Source organism: Salipiger pentaromativorans (assembly GCF_024721115.1).
In the GTDB taxonomy this organism is placed as follows: Bacteria; Pseudomonadota; Alphaproteobacteria; order Rhodobacterales; family Rhodobacteraceae; genus Salipiger; species Salipiger pentaromativorans.
This window is the reverse complement of the sequence record NZ_JAMDHK010000008.1, coordinates 121,045-137,740: the sequence shown is the minus strand read 5'-3', so window position 1 is coordinate 137,740 and position 16,696 is coordinate 121,045. Positions and strand designations below refer to the sequence as shown.

The 16,696-nt window shown below is 67.5% G+C and carries 17 protein-coding genes; 15 read left to right on the top strand and 2 right to left on the bottom strand.

Annotated elements, in window-relative coordinates; all coding sequences use genetic code 11:
- Positions 1–397: 397 nt before the first annotated feature.
- Complete coding sequence (locus M4578_RS14065; protein WP_258093916.1) at positions 398–1,627, bottom strand: CaiB/BaiF CoA transferase family protein; 1,230 nt, start codon at positions 1,625–1,627, stop codon at positions 398–400.
- 279 nt (positions 1,628–1,906) lie between these two features.
- On the opposite strand from M4578_RS14065, the gene M4578_RS14060 reads away from it, so the two are divergent.
- The 15 genes from M4578_RS14060 (at position 1,907) to M4578_RS13990 (ending at position 15,988) form a co-directional block, all read left to right on the top strand.
- Complete coding sequence (locus M4578_RS14060; RefSeq protein ID WP_258093915.1) at positions 1,907–3,109, top strand: ABC transporter substrate-binding protein; 1,203 nt, start codon at positions 1,907–1,909, stop codon at positions 3,107–3,109.
- A 72-nt stretch (positions 3,110–3,181) separates the two neighbouring features.
- Positions 3,182–3,931 carry an SDR family NAD(P)-dependent oxidoreductase gene (locus tag M4578_RS14055; RefSeq protein ID WP_258093914.1) on the top strand — a complete coding sequence of 250 codons (750 nt, stop codon included), beginning with the start codon at positions 3,182–3,184 and terminating at the stop codon, positions 3,929–3,931.
- Positions 3,932–3,935: 4 nt separating this feature from the next.
- Positions 3,936–4,874, top strand: coding sequence for an NAD(P)-dependent oxidoreductase (locus M4578_RS14050; RefSeq protein WP_258093913.1), 939 nt, complete (start codon positions 3,936–3,938; stop codon positions 4,872–4,874).
- A complete protein-coding gene (locus M4578_RS14045) occupies positions 4,871–5,761 on the top strand; it encodes a branched-chain amino acid ABC transporter permease (protein ID WP_258093912.1) in 891 nt (296 codons plus the stop codon). Before M4578_RS14050 ends, M4578_RS14045 begins: the two co-directional genes overlap by 4 nt.
- The gene (locus M4578_RS14040; RefSeq protein WP_258093911.1) at positions 5,754–6,740 is read left to right on the top strand and encodes a branched-chain amino acid ABC transporter permease; all 987 of its coding nucleotides are present in this window, start codon (positions 5,754–5,756) and stop codon (positions 6,738–6,740) included. The genes M4578_RS14045 and M4578_RS14040 overlap by 8 nt, the downstream gene beginning before the upstream one ends.
- On the top strand, positions 6,740–7,516 hold the full coding sequence (locus M4578_RS14035; protein ID WP_258093910.1) for an ABC transporter ATP-binding protein: 777 nt from the start codon (positions 6,740–6,742) through the stop codon (positions 7,514–7,516). Before M4578_RS14040 ends, M4578_RS14035 begins: the two co-directional genes overlap by 1 nt.
- On the top strand, positions 7,509–8,243 hold the full coding sequence (locus tag M4578_RS14030) for an ABC transporter ATP-binding protein (protein ID WP_258093909.1): 735 nt from the start codon (positions 7,509–7,511) through the stop codon (positions 8,241–8,243). The genes M4578_RS14035 and M4578_RS14030 overlap by 8 nt, the downstream gene beginning before the upstream one ends.
- A 10-nt stretch (positions 8,244–8,253) precedes the next feature.
- Positions 8,254–9,066 carry an N-acyl homoserine lactonase family protein gene (locus M4578_RS14025; protein WP_258093908.1) on the top strand — a complete coding sequence of 271 codons (813 nt, stop codon included), beginning with the start codon at positions 8,254–8,256 and terminating at the stop codon, positions 9,064–9,066.
- 63 nt (positions 9,067–9,129) lie between these two features.
- The gene (locus M4578_RS14020; RefSeq protein WP_258093907.1) at positions 9,130–9,768 is read left to right on the top strand and encodes a GntR family transcriptional regulator; all 639 of its coding nucleotides are present in this window, start codon (positions 9,130–9,132) and stop codon (positions 9,766–9,768) included.
- Positions 9,769–9,839: 71 nt separating this feature from the next.
- Positions 9,840–10,418, top strand: coding sequence for a cysteine hydrolase family protein (locus M4578_RS14015; RefSeq protein WP_258093906.1), 579 nt, complete (start codon positions 9,840–9,842; stop codon positions 10,416–10,418).
- Between the two features lie 231 nt (positions 10,419–10,649).
- On the top strand, positions 10,650–11,882 hold the full coding sequence (locus M4578_RS14010; protein WP_258093905.1) for an FAS1-like dehydratase domain-containing protein: 1,233 nt from the start codon (positions 10,650–10,652) through the stop codon (positions 11,880–11,882).
- A gap of 50 nt (positions 11,883–11,932) precedes the next feature.
- Positions 11,933–13,093, top strand: a complete 1,161-nt coding sequence (locus M4578_RS14005) for a CoA transferase (RefSeq protein WP_258093904.1) — start codon at positions 11,933–11,935, stop codon at positions 13,091–13,093.
- The gene (locus M4578_RS14000; RefSeq protein ID WP_258093903.1) at positions 13,090–14,283 is read left to right on the top strand and encodes a CaiB/BaiF CoA transferase family protein; all 1,194 of its coding nucleotides are present in this window, start codon (positions 13,090–13,092) and stop codon (positions 14,281–14,283) included. The genes M4578_RS14005 and M4578_RS14000 overlap by 4 nt, the downstream gene beginning before the upstream one ends.
- 21 nt (positions 14,284–14,304) lie before the next feature.
- Positions 14,305–15,171: an HTD2 family dehydratase gene (locus M4578_RS13995; protein WP_258093902.1), complete on the top strand. Its 867-nt coding sequence runs from the start codon at positions 14,305–14,307 to the stop codon at positions 15,169–15,171.
- A 10-nt stretch (positions 15,172–15,181) separates the two neighbouring features.
- Entirely contained in the window at positions 15,182–15,988 is an 807-nt protein-coding gene (locus M4578_RS13990; RefSeq protein WP_258093901.1) for an HpcH/HpaI aldolase/citrate lyase family protein, read from the top strand.
- Between the two features lie 2 nt (positions 15,989–15,990).
- Here the strand turns inward: M4578_RS13990 and M4578_RS13985 are convergent.
- Positions 15,991–16,696: TenA family protein (locus M4578_RS13985; RefSeq protein ID WP_338054562.1), on the bottom strand; the 706-nt coding region annotated here is incomplete at its 5' end.

The window sequence follows — 16,696 nt, the reverse complement described above, 5'->3', positions numbered from 1 at the left end:
TGATGGAGCGCGATTTCTCGAGCATCGACCGGCACCGGCTCGAGGCGGCGGTGGCGGCGTTCATGGCGGCGCTGGACTCCTGAGAAACCAGCCCGCCGGTGAGGCGGGCAGGGGCCTTGTCCGCCTCACCGGCGGGGGAGGCCCGTCTCTGTCCGGGTCGAAATTATCGGACATAGATCGCCAGGCCCGAGTGGGGCGGTTTTCAAGCTGAAATGACGGGAAAAGCGCCGCCGGAGATGTGGCGTCTGGCTGGGCCGGGCCTCGTGGCACGCGGCTCGGCGGATGAGGGCAGCCTACGCCGGTTTCCCGCTCCGGTCACCGTCCCGGGCACGAAGGCCCCGGGACTGTTGCGGTTTTGCCCCGGCGCCGTTCTGGTGCCGGGGCGGGGCAGGGGCCCTCAGCCCGCCGCGCGGACCCGCGATTTCGGCAGCGCCCAGAGGGGGGCGCTTTCGTCTGCCGGGCGGGCCGCTCCGGAAGAAAACAGGGCGTCGATCTGGGCCTGATCATAGCCGAGCCCGGCCAGCAGCGCGGCGGTATCGGCGCCCAGCAGCGGCGGCGCGGCGGCAAGCTGGGTGTTGTCGATGAGCGCGGGCAGGGGGAAGTCCGGCGACTGGAAGGCGTAGTCGCTGAAACCGAAACTCGTCACCTTGCCGGGCGATTGTGCCTGCGGTGTCGTCAGCACGCGGTCGGTGGACAGGATCTCGGTAAAGCCGACGCCATGGGCGGCGAGGCTCTTTGCAAGGTCGGCGTAGCTATATCGTGCCACCGCCTCGCGTACCATCGCCTCGACACGAGGCCGCTCGCGGCGGCGGGCGCGCAGCGTGGCGAGTTCGGGGTCGGCGGGGATGTCCGTCGCCTGGCAGAATTTGCGCCAATGGTCGTCGGTCAGCATCACCAGATAGATCCAGCGGCCGTCCCGGGTTTCGTAGGCGCCGTAGCCCGGCATGCTGAACTCGGCCGAAGGCTCGGTTTCGGGCCGCCCGAGAAGCTGCGACTTGAGCTGCACGCCCAGCAGGTCGCGGGCGGCGATGTGCAGTCCGGTTTCGTAGAGACCAAGCGCGATGTTGCGCTTGTCGTCCTCGCCCGAAAGCAGCGCCGACAGCACCGCGATCACCGCGTAACATCCTGCGAACTGGTCGTGATAAGACGGCCCGAGCCGTGAGGGGCGGCCCTCGACGCGGTTCGAGAACATCACCCCGGTGGCGGCCTCTGCAATGGGGTTCGAGGCCACCTCCTCGGAGAGCGGGCCGGCGCCGTAGCCCTTGACGTGGCAGTAGACGATCTGCGGGTTCAATGCGTCGCAATCCTCGAAGGTGACGCCCAGCTTGCGCGCCGCCGAGGGCGAGAGATTGTGCAGCACGATGTCGGTGCGGGCGATGAGCTTGCGGAAGATCTCGCGCCCGCCATCGCTTTGCAGATCGAGGCAGAGGCTTTTCTTGCCGCGGTTGAAGGCGAGGTAGCTGCCGCTGGGGCCGCCGCGCACCAGCTTGCGCGTGGTCTCGCCGGCGGGGGGTTCGATCTTGATCACCTCCGCGCCGAGCTGTTGCAGAATATGCGTCGCGAAGGGCGCCGCGATCATGCTGCCAAGCTCGACAACCGTCTTTCCTGCCAGAACGCCTTTTGCCATCCCATCCTCCCAAATGTCGTTTGCACCCAAGCGGTGCCGGATGAGGCATGAGTGTCAGAAGATCCCCGTTCAGGCAAGATATAATGCATTATTTAGGGGAGAAAGGGTGACTTTTCCCTCGGTATCAGTCCGGTGTACCGCGAAAAATCCCCGGAAAAGTATGTCATGCGGCGCTGCGGCGGGCGCTTTCAGGTATTGAAATGCATTTTATATTTGACGAGTCGCGGCGAGTGCTTCTATCGTCTGGACAGGGAGAGGAAACATTCCAGGGAGGAGAAAATGTTTCAGCGACTGAGAGACTCAGTGGCCGTTGCGGCGCTGGTCGCGACGGGCATTGCCGCGTCGCCGCTGGCGGCGGCGGATGCGGGCATTGACGAGGACACCAAGACCGTGACCATCGGCGCCTTTACCCCGGTGACGGGGCCGGTGCCGTTCTATGCCATCCTGACCCATGCCGCCGAAGCCTATTACCGCCATCTGAACGAAAACGGCGGGATCGACGGCTGGACGGTCAACTATGTGACCAAGGACGACGGTTACGATCCGGCGCGCTCGGTCGCGGTGACGCGGCAGATGGTCGAGGATGACGGGATCTTTGCCCTGTCCGCCTCGATCGGCACCGCCACGAACGTCGCCGTGCTGCCCTATGCCCGCGAGGTCGGTCTTCCGGTGGTCGGCCCCATCGGCGGGGCCAGCGCCTTTTTCGTCGAGCCCAATGTCTTTCCGCTGCTGCCCGATTACGGCTGGTCGGCGGCGTCCAATCTCGACTACGCGGTCAACGGGCTGGGCCTGAAGAAAGTCGCGCTGCTTTGGGAGAACGACGAGCTCGGCAAATCCGCCAAGCGCGGGGTCGAGGCCTATCTGGCCGAGCTGGGCATCGAGGCGGCGGAGTCGGTGCCCTTCGACGTGAAGACCACCAGCTTCAGCCCGCATATCCGGCGCGTGGCCAATTCCGGCGCCGAGGCGGTGATCCTCTTCGGCTCCAACGCCAATCTCGCGGCGGCGCTGAAGGCGGCGGATCTTCAGGGGCTCGACGTGGAATGGTTCGCGCCGTTCTTCACCGCCGATCCCTCGACCCAGAAGCTGGCGGGCGATCTGCTCGACGGGGTCTATTTCTCGTCCTGGCTGCTGCCGGTGTCGAGCGACGCGCCCGAGGTGGCGGCCTATCGCCAGTCCATCGAGGCCTATTATCCGGACGATCCGGTCGGCGTGTTCGGCCTGAACGGCTGGAGCAACGCGGCGATCTTTCACAAGGGGTTCGAGGCGCTGCTGGCCTCCGGCAACGAGCTGACGCGGGAAAACCTCGTGGCGGCGCTGGAGACGCTGGAGGCGGTTTCGGTCGGCGGCGCGCGGGGCGTGACCTTTGAGCCGGGCGACCATCGCGGCACCCGGCAGGAGGGCATCATCCAGGCCAGGGATGGCGGCTTTGAGCTGGTGCAGGAATTCCGCCCCTATCCGGCGGTGGTCTTCGAGACCCAGTGACCCAAGGGGCTGCCTGGGTGTGGGACAGCCGGGCAGCCCTTGCAGAACGACCAAGGAAACGCGGAGGCAGGGATGACCCTGATACCAGTCAGCGCGCCCGCGCGCATGGACGGACAAATTGCGCTGGTCACCGGCGCGGCGGGCGGCATCGGACGGGCGACGGCGCTGGCGCTGGCCGAGGCGGGCGCCACGGTGATCGCCACCGACATCGTCGAGGAGGCGGACTTTGCCTCTCCGGCGATCAGCTACCGGCATTACGATGTCACCTCGCGCGCGGCGACCGACGCGCTGGTGGCGGATCTTCTCAAGACTTACGGGCGGGTCGATGCGCTGGTGCTTTGCGCGGGCACCATCTCGCACAGGCCGCTGACCGAAAGCACCGACGAGGAGTGGCGCGCGCTGTTCGATGTCAATGTGATGGGGGTGGTGAACCCGGTGCGCGCGCTGTTCCCGGTGATGGCGGAGCAGGGCATGGGCAAGATGGTGGCGCTTGGCTCCATCGCGTCGAAGATCGGCGGCGTGGCCTCGGGGCCGTCCTACGTGGCGGCGAAATCGGCGGTGCACGGGCTGATGAAATGGGTCGCCAAGGCGGGCGCGGGGCAGGGGGTTTATGCCAGCGTCATCGCGCCGGGGCCGGTCGAGACCCCGATGTGGGAAACCGTCACGCAGCGCGCGGCGCCCTCGGCCAACGGCAATGTGCCGCTGGGCCGGTTCGGGCAGCCCGAGGACATCGCCCAGGCGATCCTGTTCCTCTGCTCGCCCGCGTCAAACTGGATCACCGGAACCGTTCTCGACGTGAACGGCGGCATGTTGATGGATTGAGATCATGAGCAACACGGAAACCATCGGATTCATCGGGCTTGGCGTCATGGGCGGGCCGATGTGCATGAACATGGCGGCGAAACATCCCGGCGATGTGCTGGCCTACGACCTGTCCGACGCGGCGCTGTCGGCGGTCGAGGCGGCGGGCGCCAGGCGCTTGGGCAGCGTGCGGGAGCTGGCGGAGCAGGCCGACATCATCTTCCTGTCGCTGCCGGGCGGCCCGCAGGTCACGGCGGTGGCAGGCGAGATCGCCGCTGCCGCGACGCGCTGCACGGCGGTGGTGGATCTGTCGACCACGCCGGTCGCGACCGCCCGCGCGGTGGCGGCGCTGCTGAAGGACAAGGGCCTTGGGTTTGCCGACGCGCCGGTCGCCCGCACCCGCGAGGCGGCGCAGAAAGGCGCGCTGGCGATCATGGTGGGGGCCTCGCCCGAGATGTTCGCGCGCATCGAGCCGATGCTCGGCTACATCGCCACCGACATCACCCATGGCGGCGCGGTCGGCGCGGGGCAGGTGCTGAAGCTGGTCAACAATATGCTGGTCTTTGCCAATACGGTGGCGCTGGCCGAGATGATGGTGCTGGGCGAAAAGGCGGGGGTGGCGCCCGAGGTGCTGCTCGATGCGGTCTCGAAAGGCTCGGGCGACAGCTTTGTGCTGCGCAACCACGGCATGAAGGCGATGCTGCCGCGGGTCTTCCCCGACAAGGCGTTTTCGCCGGAATATGTGCTCAAGGACATCTCTTACGTGTTCGAGCTGGCCGCCGACACCGGCGTGCCGCTGCCTGCGGCGGAAACGGTGCGCGGCTATTACGCGGCGGGCGTCTCGCACGGGCTTTCGGGCCGTTATTTCCCCGGCGTGATCGAGCTGGTGGAACAGGGCGTCATGGGGCCGGACGGCGGCAAGGGTGACAAGGGCGGCAGGGGCGACAAGGAGGAAGCGGCATGACCGGCATCCTCCGCGATCTCTTTCCGCTGGTCTGGTCGGGGATGATCACCGGCTGCCTCTATGCGCTCGGCGCGCTGGGGCTGGTGATGATCTTCAAATCCTCGCGGGTGGTGAATTTCAGCCATGGCAATGTGGCGGGCTTCGCCGCCTTCCTGATCTACGGCTTTTCCAGCGGCATGATCATGGAGCTGAGCTGGGGCGCGGCAGTGCTGCTGGCGGTGCTGGCGGTGATCGCCATCGCCTTCATGACCTATGCGGTGATCTCGCCGCTGGTCTTCGAGTCGGACCTGACCGCGACCATCGCCACGCTTGGCATCGGTCTTATCGCGCAGGGCGCCACGCTGCTGATCTTCGGCGCCGACATCGTCAGCCTCGATCTGCCGGTGCCGCGCTTCAGCATGTCGGTGCTGGGGCTCTTCATCACCGGCTACGATCTGACCGTTCTGGCGGTGGCCGTGGTGACCATCGGCGCGCTGTTCTTTGTCATCGACCATACCAAGCTGGGCATCGCCTTTCGCGCGATTTCCGAGAACCCCTTTGCCGCCGAGGTCTGCGGGCTGAACCTGCGCTCGGTGCATCTGTTCTCCTGGATCGTGGCGGCGGTGCTGGGCGTCGTGGGCGCGCTGCTGATCGTGCCCACCACCTTTCTCAGCGTCACCACGGTGGCCGCCTTCATGCTTCAGGCCTTTGCCGCAGCGGTGATCGGCGGCTTCGGCAGCCTGCCCGGCGCGCTGCTGGGCGGGATCCTGATCGGGGTGCTGATGAACCTTTTCACGTTCTACGTGTCGCCGGAGTTCAGCAGCACCTTCCTTCTGGGGGTCATCCTTCTGGCGCTCAACATCTTTCCGAACGGCATTCTCGAACGCGTAGGAGGGACCCGTGTCTGATCACCCCGTCACCCTTGGACGTTTCGACGCCGAAGAGGCCCGGCTTGCCGGCTTGAAACCCGCCGACCTGCTGAGCCTGGGGCTCGCCGCCGCGCTGATCCTGCTGCCGCTGCTGGTCGGAGGCTCGTGGATCTTTGCCCTCGGCGTCTGCTTTGCCAACAGCATCGGCGTGCTCGCGGTCAGCGTGCTGGTGCGCTACGGCGGCGAGGTCTCGATCGGGCACAGCTTCTTTGCCGCCGTGGGCGCCTATTCGGTGGCGGTTCTGGATACGCGGTTCGGCCTGTCGCTGCTGGCGAGCCTGCCGCTGGCGCTGGCGCTTGGCGTGGTCAGCGGCGTGGCCTTCGCCTGGCCGTCGCGCAAGCTCTCCGGGATCTATCTGGCGGTCTCGACCATGGCGCTGGCGCTGGCGGTGCCGGAGCTGATCAACAATGCCGACGGGCTGACCGGCGGCTATGAGGGGCTTTATGTGTCGCAGCCGGTGATCCCCGGCATCGCCATGTCGCTGCAACGCTATTACGCGGCGCTGATCGTGCTGGTGGCCGTGGTCTACGGGCTGGCGCGGCTGCGGCATTCGCGGCAGGGGCTCCAGCTTTTGCTCGCCAAGGCCCATCCCGCCGCCGCCGATGCGTTCGGCACCCGCCGGGTCTGGGCGCGGGTCGCGGTGATGGGGATCAGCGGCGGGATCGCCGCGCTCTGCGGTGCCATGCTGGGCTTTGCGGGCTCGACCGTGTCGCCCAGCGGCTTCACGCTCTGGTCGTCGATCTTTCTGCTGGTGGGGTCGGTGGTCAGCTTCTACGGGCTTTCGCTGCCGCGCGCGCTGGTGGGTGGCGCCTTCCTGACGCTGGTGCCGCAGTTCCTGTCGGCCTCGGGCGCCTGGATCCCGGTGCTTTACGGTCTGGCGCTGCTGGGGATGATCCTGCTCGGCCATTACCTGCCGCGCCTGCGCGCAATGATCGCCGACCGAAAGGGGGGTGTCTGATGGATGTCGTGACCAATGCGCTGAAAGGCGAGGGCATCGCGCTCTCCTTCGGCGGGATCGAGGTGCTCAAGGGGCTCGATGTCGAGTTCCGCGCGGGCGAGATCACCGGGCTGATCGGGCCGAACGGGGCGGGCAAGACCAGCCTCTTCAACTGCCTGACCGGCGCTTATGCGCCGCAGAAGGGCACGATCACCTATGCCGGGCAAAGCCTCGACGGGCTGCCGCCCGCCGCCCGCGCTAGCCGGGGCATCGTGCGCAGCTTTCAGCATGTGGCGCTGAGCCCGGATCTGACCGTGCTGGAAAACGTCATGATCGGGGTGGCGCGCAATCACCACGCGGGCTGGCAGCATGTGTTTCTTCCCACCCGCCGGGGCCGCGAGGAGATGGCGCGGATGCGCGCCGATGCGGAACAGGCGCTGGCCGAGCTGGGGCTGGCGGGGGCCGCCGACAAGCTGCCCGCCGAGCTGCCGCCGGGCATGCTGCGGCTGGTCGAGATCGCCCGTGCCATTGTCGGGCGCCCGCAGGTGCTGCTGCTCGACGAACCGGCGGCGGGACTCAACAACGCCGAGACGCGCGACCTGATGCGCAGCCTGAAAAGCCTCTGCTCACCCGATTTGGTGATGGTGGTGGTCGAGCATGACATGGATCTGGTGATGTCGATCTGCGACCGGATCTATGTGCTGAACTTCGGCGCCTTCGTGGCCTGCGGCACGCCGCAGCAGGTGCGGCAGGACGAAGACGTGGTGCGGATCTATCTGGGGAGCGACGATGACTGATCTTCTGAGCGTATCCGGCCTGTCGGTGTTCTATGGCGCCAAGGCGCAGGCGGTGGAGGATGTGTCCTTTGCGGTGGGGCAGGGCGCGGTGGTGGCGCTGCTCGGTGCGAACGGAGCGGGCAAGACCTCGATCATGAAGGCGGTGGCGGGGCTGATCCCGGTGCGCGGCTCCATCCGTTTCGACGGCGAGGACGTGACCGCGCTGCCCACCCGCGAGCGGGTGCGGCGCGGCATCGTCTATGTGCCCGAGGGGCGCGAGATCGTCGGCAATATGACGGTGCGCGAGAACCTCGTGCTGGGCGGCTATCATCTGGGCGGGCGCGAGCGCCGGACCCGCTCCGAGACGGTGCTGGATCTGTTCCCCGAGATCGCCAACAAGGCCGACCGCGCCGCCTGGCGGCTGTCGGGGGGCGAGCAGCAGATGCTCGCCATCGGGCGCGGGTTGATGGCGGGGCCGCGCCTGCTGCTGCTCGACGAGCCGTCGCTGGGGCTGGCGCCGATGCTGGTGCGGCGGGTCTTCGACCGGCTGGGGGCAATCCGCAAGGAGACCGGGCTTGCGATCATGCTGGTGGAACAGAACCTCGCCATGACCATGCGCATCTGCGACGAGCTGCATTTCCTGCGCGGCGGCCAGCTTGTGGGGCACCGCAGCGCCGAGGCGCTGCGCGACAGCGCCGCGCGGCAGGAGGCCATCGACGCCTATCTCGGCGCGGCCTCGGCGGCGTGAGGGGCGGGCAATGACGGAAACGATCTGGCGCATCTACGGCATCCGCCACGCGATCAACACCGGGCGGACGCGCGGGCAGAACTTTATCCTCGAGGCGCAGCCCGACGCGCCGCTGGTGCTCGATTTCTATTCCTGGGTGCTGATCTCGGAGGACCGGACGATTGTGGTCGACACCGGCATGGACCCCGCCAAGGCGGCCAGGCACGGCCACACCCATCTGCTGAGCCCGGTTGTCGCGCTGGCGGAGCTGGGGGTGGAGGCGGCGAGCGCCGACACGGTGATCCTGACCCATGCGCATTACGATCATCTGGGCTTTCTCGACGCTTTCCCGCAGGCGCATTTCCACATGCAGGCCGAGGAGATGGCCTATGTCACCGGCCCCTGGATGCAAAAGCCGTGGTTCCGCCGCGCCTATGAGCCCGACGAGATCCTCCGTCTCGTCAGCCTGCTGCATGGCGGGCGGCTGACGCTGCATGGCCGCGAGGCAAGGATCGCCGACGGGGTGACGGTGCACTGGGTCGGCGGGCATTGTGCCGGGCAGGAGGTGGTGCGGGTGCGGACCGCGCGGGGCTGGGTCGTGCTCGCCTCGGACGCGCTGCATTATTACGAGGAATACGAGCGCGGGGTGCCCTTTGCGGTGGTGTTCAATTCGTCGGACATGATCGCCGCGCATGACACGATCCGCGCGCTGGCCGACAGCGACGATCACGTGCTGCCCGCCCACGATCCGCGCATCGCCCGGATCTATCCGCGTGCCGACAGGGCCGGGTCAGAGCATATCTTGCGGCTTGACCTGGCACCGGATCCGGGAAATGCGGCATGAAAGATTGCATCATCCGGGGGCGAAACTGCTATAAGGATCCGGAACTCGGTACGGAAGGCCATGATGTTGAAGCATCAAACCAAGGAAGAGCGCGTCGCGGACTATCTGCGAGAAGGCATTATTTCCGGGAAATTCCCGCGCGGGTCCAAGCTCAAGCAGGCCGAGATCGCCGAGCAGATCGGCACCAGCATCACGCCGGTGCGCGAGGCGATCAAGCTGCTGGAGGCCGAGGGCTTTATCCTTGGGGCGGCCAATCGCGGGGCGACCGTGGCGCCCTTCGACATCAACGCGACCGAGGAAATCGTCGATCTGCGGGTGACGCTGGAATGCAAGCTGGCGCTCAAGGGCATGGAGCGGCTGACCAGCGAGCAGGTGGCCGAGCTGCGCGACCTTCAGGAGCAGCTGGAGGCTGCGGCGGCGCGGGGCGACCGCGACGCGGTGCGCAGCATCAACTACCGCTTTCACGAGGTGCTCTATCTCGCCGCCGAACTGCCGCAGACGCTGCGGTTCGTGCGCACGCTCTGGGCGCGGTATCCGTTCGATCTGATCAACAAGCTGGAGAACCGCGTCGGGCGTGCCTCGGAAGAGCATCGCGAGATGCTCAGCGCCATCCTGACGCGGGACGAAAGCGCGATGATCGCGGCACTGCGCACGCATATCCGTGCCGGCTGGGACGAATTCAAGCAAAGCTACACCGGGTAGGGCAGGGTCTTTCGCCTGATCGACGCGGTGGGCGCAGACCATCACCGCAAGACAAAGGCAAGGAGACCTGAATGGCATCCAAAAGCATTCTGCTCGTCATGGACATGCTCAACGACCTCGTGCACCCGGACGGGATGGGCGGCACGTCTTACGTGCCGCTCTGCGAGGCGCGGGGCGTTTACGACAATACCAAACTGGCGATCCGCCGCGCCCGCGAGGCCGGGGTGATGGTGGGGTATGTGCGGGTGGGTTTCTCGCCCGATTACGCCGAATGTCCGCCGGGCTCGCCGGTGTTCAGCAAGGCGAAGGCGAACAATGTCTTCACGCTGGGCGGCTGGGGCACCGAGGTCTATGAGGGCTTTGCGCCGCAGCCCGGCGATCCCGACATCGTCAAGCACCGGGTCAGCCCGTTCTACGGCACAAAGCTGGAACCGCTGCTGCGCGCCCAGGGGATCGGGCGGCTGATCCTGAGCGGGGTGTCGACCAATGGCGTCGTCTCGGCGGCGGTGCGCGAGGGGCATGACCGGGATTACGCCTGTGTGGTGCTGGAGGATTGCTGCGCCGGGGCGACGGAGGAGGAGCACATGTTCGCGCTTGCCGGGCTGAAGCGGTTCGCGGCGATCTCCTCGGCGGCGGATGTAACGTTCTGACCCCCAAAATAATGCACTAAAAATGAAAAGCTCGCCAGATTCGGCGGGCTTTTTCTGTGTTATGCCGCGTGTATTCTCGGATTAACCGTATTAAAATGCATTATCCCGCGAAGTCACCGTTGACTCGAAAAAATAAAATGCATTAACGTGATCCTCAACGGCGGGCAGCCCCGCCAGCACGCAAAGCGCAGGGCGCGTTGCCCGAGCAAGACAAGAGAGAGGAGATCAAACGTGACCACTGCCGAGACGATGGAAAAGACCAGGTCCGACGACACCAAGGGCATGGGCGGCGCGCCCGCCGAGGGCAAGATCACCGATGAGGCGGTGGCCGCCGCGCGCGAGATGATCGGCCTGCAACTGCGCCCCGAGGGGCCCTATCTTCAGGACGCCACCGCCGACACGCTGCGCAACTGGTGCAACGGCATCGGCGATCTGAACCCGCTGTACCGGGATGCGGGCTATGGCGCCGCCTCGCGCTATGGCAGCCAGCTCGGCCACCCGATGTTCCCCATGGCCTTCGGCTGGATCGGCCGCACCCGCTGGGGCCTGCCCGGCGTGCACGGCTTCTATGCGGGCAACGACTGGGAACTGTTCCGCCACATCCGCCCCGGCGACCGGGTGAGCGCCGTCGAGCGGGTGATCGGCATCGAGGAGAAGGAGTCGAAATTCTCCGGCCGTCTGGTGCTGCAATATGTCGAGGCGACCTATGTCAACCAGCACGGCGATCTGCTGGCCCGTGCGCTTGGCACTTGCACCCGGCACGAGCGCAAGGCGGCGCGGGACGCGGGCAAGTACAAGGACATCAAGACCCACGAATACACGCCCGAGGAATACGAGGCGCTGGATGCCTGCATCATGGAGGAGCCGATGAAGATCCGCGGCTCCAAGGTGCGTTACTGGGAAGACGTGACCGAGGGGGAGAGCCTCGACACCATCGTGCGCGGCCCGCTGTCGCTGATGGACACGATGGGCTTTCTGGTCGGCTGCGGGCGCGGCCATACCCATGGGGTGGTGTTCCAGGCGGCGATGAAGCATCCGGGCCATTTCTTCCGCAACCCCGAGGCGGGCGGCGGCATCGAATACACCGGCATCGGCCACCACCGCGAAAGCACCGCCAAGGAGGTGGGTGTGCCCGGCGTCTACGATTACGGCCCGCAGCGGTCGTCCTGGATGGCCTCGCTGGTGACCAACTGGATGGGCGACGCCGCCTTCCTCAAGCGCGTCCGCACCGAGATGCGCCGCTTCAACACCATGGGCGACAGCACCTGGTGCAAGGGCAAGGTCAGCCGGAAATACATCAAGGACGGCCACGCGCTCGTGGACATCGAGATCTGGGGCGAGAACCAGCGCGGCGAGATCACCACACCGGGCATCGCCACGGTGGCGCTGCAATCGCGCGACCCCGAGCTGCGGGTCTTCCTCGATGGCGGCAAGCTCGAGCTCGACCTGCCGGTCGTGCGCTGAGCCGCGCCGGCTGAACCGAGACGACGGGCAAAGAGGGAGGGCGTCCGGCCATGTCACAGCAAAAGCCACTCACGGGACTCCGGGTTGTGGAGCATGCCACCGGCGTGGCCGGGGCCTGGGCCGGGCGGCTTCTGGCCGCCATGGGGGCCGAGGTCGTCATGGCCGAGCCGCCCTCGCTTTGCCCGCTGCGGCACGAGGCGCCGCTGCTGGAGGATGGCCGCAGCGCCTTGTTCGAATATCTCGCGGCGGACAAGCGCAGCGTGATCTGCGATCTCGAGATACCGGCGGGGCGGGACAGCCTGTCGGCGCTGCTCGAAGACGCGCAGATCCTCATCGACGACACCCCTGTCGCGCTGCGCGCGCGGCAGGGGCTCGACCCGGAGGGGATCGCCGCGCGGCATCCGCATCTGGTGCATCTCTCGGTGCTGCCCTTCGGCGCGACCGGCCCCAAGGCGGGCTGGACGGGCACCGAGATCAACCTCGTTCATGCGGGCGGAGAGGGGTTCCTGCTGCCCAACGGGCTGTCTGCCGATCTCTTTCCCGACCGCCCGCCGCTCAAGATCGCCGGGCATTTCGCCGAGATGCAGGGCGGTGTGGCGGCGGCGTTGGCGGGGCTCTCGGCGCTCTGGTCGGGCATCGGGCAGTTTGTCGATGCCTCGGTGCAGGATGCCAATGTGGCGGTCGGTGCCTTTGCGCTGCAACGCTATGGCGACGGATCGGTGGAACACCGCCACACGCGGTCCTTTCGCTATGGCGGGGTGATCGAATGCCGCGACGGCTATGTGGAACTGCTGACGCTGGAGGAACGGCAATGGCAGGCGCTGGTGCGGCTGATGGGGCATCCCGGCTGGGCGATGGACGAGGCGCTCGACGATCCGGCCACGCGCAGCGCGCGCGGTGACGAGATCAACCGCGCGATCCGTGCCTGGGCGCATGGCCACGATGTGGAAGAGCTGGTCACCCGCGCGCAGGAGCTGGGCGTGCCCATGGCACGCTACAATGCGCCCGAGCAGATCGTGACCGGACGGCAGGAGACGGCGCGGGGTCTGTTCCAGACCCTGCCGGGCATGGACGGGGTGGTGGTGCAGACCGCGCCTTTCCGCTTTGCCGATGCGCCTTTGGAGCTGCGCCGGGCCGCGCCCGAGGCCGGGCAGGATCAGGCGCTTCTGGATCTTGAGGACAGCCGCAAGCCGAGGAGGGTCACCGCATGAAGCCGCTCGCCGGGATCCGCATCGCCGATTTCACCGTGCATGCGGCGGGGCCGTTCTGCACGCATATGCTGTCGCAGCTCGGCGCCGAATGCATCAAGATCGAGAGCGCGCAGCGCCCCGACATCTTTCGCAAGCCGCACGCGGTCTATGGCCGGGCGGGGCCCGCGACCTTCGATCAGGTGGCGTCGAACAAGCTGTCGGTGCGGCTGAACCTCAAGCATCCCGAGGGGATTGCGCTGGCCAAACGGCTGGTTGCGCAGTCCGACGTGGCCGCCGAGAGCTTTCGCGCCGGGGTCATGGACCGGCTGGGGCTGGGTTATGAGGCGCTGCGCGACGTGAAGCCCGACATCGTGATGACCTCGGTCTCCTCTTCCGGCCAGACCGGGCCGGACAGCCATTATGCCGGCTATGCGCCGCTTTTCGGCGCCTGGGGCGGGCTGGGCTATCTGACGGGATACGAGGACGGCCCGCCGGTCGAGATGCGCCATGTGATGGATCACTCCGTGGGTATGAATGCGGCTTTGGCAACTGTCGCGGCGCTGCATCAGCGGCGGCGCACGGGGCAGGGCTGTCATGTGGATATTGCCGCGCGCGAGGTGGCCTCGTCGCTGGCGGGCGACGCGCTCACCGCCGCCTCCGGCGGGGTTGCGGTGAAGCGCATGGGCAATGCCGATCCGCAGCGCGCGCCGCACGGGCTTTATGCCACGCGCGACGACGACCGCTGGCTGTCGGTGTCGGTGTCGAGCGATGCCGAGTGGGCTGCGCTGGCGCGGCTCATGGGGCGGGCGGAGCTGGCGCGGGACACACGCTTTGCCGCCGCGCCCGCGCGCGTGGCTGCGCGGGAGGAGGTGGACCGGATCGTTTCCGCCTGGGCCGCGCTGGTGGAGGCCGAGCAGGCCGCGGCCGCCTTGCAACAGGCGGGCGTGGCGGCGCATGTCTCGTGGCGCGCTTGCGACATTGCCCGCGATCCGCATACGCGGGCGCGCGGCGCGGTGGTGGATGTCACCGAGACCTGCGGCCGTCAGCGCAAGGCGGTGGGCTTTCCGGCGATGTTCTCGGGCAGCGATGCGCCGGGCATGGAACGCGGCACGCCGGGGCTCGGCGAGCATGAGGATTACGTTTACGGCGAAATGCTGGGGATCGGGCGCGCCGAACGTGCGCGGCTTGTGGAGGAGCGGGTCATCTATTGACCGGCGGAAAGGACGAAGATCATGACAATGCAGACGGCCCTTCAGGACGCCGATCACAGTGACGCCGTCGGGCGCCGCGAGACCCGCGCCGAACCCATCCTCACCGACCGCGCCGCGGCGCTGGCGGCGACGCTGGATCTCGACCCGGCGCCAGGTACGGGCGCAGCGCTGCCGCCGGGCTGGCACTGGCTGTTCTTCAACCCCTTCGTGCGGCGGAGCGAGATCGGCCCCGACGGCCATCCGAAACGCGGCGGCTTTCTGCCCGATGTCGGGTTGCCCCGGCGCATGTGGGCCGGCGGGCGGCTTCGCTATCACGCGCCGCTGCCGGTGGGCGCTGCGGCGGAGAAGGAGAGCGAGATTCTCGACGTGGTGTCCAAGTCGGGCCGCGCCGGGCGGCTGGTCTTTGTGACCGTGCGGCACCGGATCTCGTCCGGCGGGGTGCTGTGTGTCGAGGAGGAGCAGGACATCGTCTATCGCGAGGCACCCGCCCCGGATGCGCCGAAGCCAAAACCCGCCCCCGCGCCGGACGGCGCGGTCTGGTCGGAGGAGGTGATGCCCGATCCGGTGCTGCTGTTCCGCTATTCGGCGCTGACCTCGAACGGGCACCGCATCCATTACGACCGGCCCTATGCCATGCAGGAGGAGGGCTATCCCGGCCTTGTCGTGCATGGCCCGCTGATCGCCACGCTGCTCCAGAATTTTGCCGCGACCTGCCGCCCCGGACAGCGCCTTGCGCAGTTCTCGTTCCGGGGCATGGCGCCGCTCTTCGCAGATCGTGCCTTCCGGCTGGAAGCGGTTCCGGCAGAGGGCGTCAGCGGTCTGGAGCTTTGGGCGCGCGGCCCCGAGGGTGAGCTGGCGATGAAGGCCAGTGCCATCTTCGAGGTATGAGGGCGGGGCGATGAGACAACCGCGCAGCTATCTTTTCGTGCCGGGCAACCGGCCCGACCGCTTCGCCAAGGCAGCGGCTTCGGGGGCCGATGCGGTCATCCTCGATCTGGAGGATGCGGTCGGGCCCGAGGGCAAGGAGGCCGCGCGCGAGGATGTGCGCGGCTGGTTCGCCGATGGCGGGCAGGGGGCGGTGCGGATCAACGGGGCCGATACGGCGTGGTTCGGGGCCGATCTTGCGATGCTGGCGGATGTGCCCACGGCAACGGTCATGCTGCCCAAGGCGACCCCCGAGACCATGGCGACGCTGTCCGAGCGCCTGCCCGGCAGGCCGTTTGTCGCGCTGGTCGAGACGGTGGCGGGGCTGGCTTCGGTGCGCGAGACGGCGCGGATGCCGGGTGTCGCCCGGCTGGCCTTTGGCAATCTCGATTTCGGTGCCGACGCGCGCATCCCCGAGGGCGGGGCGATCCTCGATCCCGCGCGGTTCGAGCTGGTGATGGCGTCGCGGCTGGCCAATCTGCCGCCGCCCATCGACGGCGTGACCGTGGCACTGTCCGAGCCCGAGGCGATCCGGGGCGACATCCGTCGCGCGCGCGGGCAGGGGATGGGCGCCAAGCTCTGCATTCACCCGGCGCAGGTCGCGCCGGTGAACGCCGGGTTCTCGCCGACGCCGGGGGAAATCGACTGGGCGCAGCGCATCCTTGCCGCGCTCGAAGCCGCCGCCGGATCGGTGGTGCAGGTCGATGGCAAGATGGTCGACCGCCCGCTGATCGACCGCGCGCGGCAGATCCTTCAGGACGCGCCCGCCGCGGGGTCCTGAGGTCAGTCCTCGACCGGGCGGGGGCGGCGCAGGCCCATGTCGAAGAAGCGGATTTCCAGACCCGATGCGGTGCGGAAATTCGCCTCCAGCGTCTCCCAGCGCGGTGCCGAGCTGGGCGCGTCGCAATCGACCCCGCGGCGCCGGGCGACCCGGCCGATGAAGCGGCGCAGCTCGTTGGCGCCTTCCTGGAACTCGGGGCCGCCATGCAGCTCGATCCAGTCGCGATAGGGGTTGCCCGCCAGCCGTGTCGCGGGATCGTTGACCAGCCGCGCGCCGATCTCGGCATAGCCGAGCGAGCAGGGGGCCAGCGCGACCAGCAGGTCGAGCAGATCGCCGGTAAGGCCCTGATCCATCACATAGCGGGTATAAAGCCGGTTGGCGTCTTCCTCGGGCCAGCGGTCCAGCTCTTCCTGCGACAGACCCCAGCGCTTGCAGTAGTCGATATGCAGCGCCATCTCGAAATTCAGTTGCAGGTCCACATGCGCCGCCGCCTCGCGCAGATCGTCGAGATGCTCGGACTTCACCACCGCCAGCGCATAGGCGCGGCTGTAATGTTTGGAGAAGAGGTAGAGCTGAATCAGATAATGCTTGAAGCTCTCGGGATCGAGCGAACCGTCGGCGATCTGGCCGACAAAGGGGTGATGCGTATAGCCATACCATTCCGCCGCGCAACGTTCGCGCAGGCGGTTGACGACACGGAACTCGTCC

Coding starts and splice junctions, on each gene's coding strand:
- M4578_RS14000 (WP_258093903.1), top strand. CDS start 13,090: ATGAAGCCGCTCGCCGGGATCCGCATCGCCGATTTCACCGTGCATGCG.
- M4578_RS14050 (WP_258093913.1), top strand. CDS start 3,936: ATGAGCAACACGGAAACCATCGGATTCATCGGGCTTGGCGTCATGGGC.
- M4578_RS14020 (WP_258093907.1), top strand. CDS start 9,130: ATGTTGAAGCATCAAACCAAGGAAGAGCGCGTCGCGGACTATCTGCGA.
- M4578_RS14015 (WP_258093906.1), top strand. CDS start 9,840: ATGGCATCCAAAAGCATTCTGCTCGTCATGGACATGCTCAACGACCTC.
- M4578_RS14035 (WP_258093910.1), top strand. CDS start 6,740: ATGGATGTCGTGACCAATGCGCTGAAAGGCGAGGGCATCGCGCTCTCC.
- M4578_RS14060 (WP_258093915.1), top strand. CDS start 1,907: ATGTTTCAGCGACTGAGAGACTCAGTGGCCGTTGCGGCGCTGGTCGCG.
- M4578_RS14005 (WP_258093904.1), top strand. CDS start 11,933: ATGTCACAGCAAAAGCCACTCACGGGACTCCGGGTTGTGGAGCATGCC.
- M4578_RS14065 (WP_258093916.1), bottom strand. CDS start 1,627: ATGGCAAAAGGCGTTCTGGCAGGAAAGACGGTTGTCGAGCTTGGCAGC.
- M4578_RS14055 (WP_258093914.1), top strand. CDS start 3,182: ATGACCCTGATACCAGTCAGCGCGCCCGCGCGCATGGACGGACAAATT.
- M4578_RS13990 (WP_258093901.1), top strand. CDS start 15,182: ATGAGACAACCGCGCAGCTATCTTTTCGTGCCGGGCAACCGGCCCGAC.
- M4578_RS14025 (WP_258093908.1), top strand. CDS start 8,254: ATGACGGAAACGATCTGGCGCATCTACGGCATCCGCCACGCGATCAAC.
- M4578_RS13995 (WP_258093902.1), top strand. CDS start 14,305: ATGACAATGCAGACGGCCCTTCAGGACGCCGATCACAGTGACGCCGTC.
- M4578_RS14045 (WP_258093912.1), top strand. CDS start 4,871: ATGACCGGCATCCTCCGCGATCTCTTTCCGCTGGTCTGGTCGGGGATG.
- M4578_RS14030 (WP_258093909.1), top strand. CDS start 7,509: ATGACTGATCTTCTGAGCGTATCCGGCCTGTCGGTGTTCTATGGCGCC.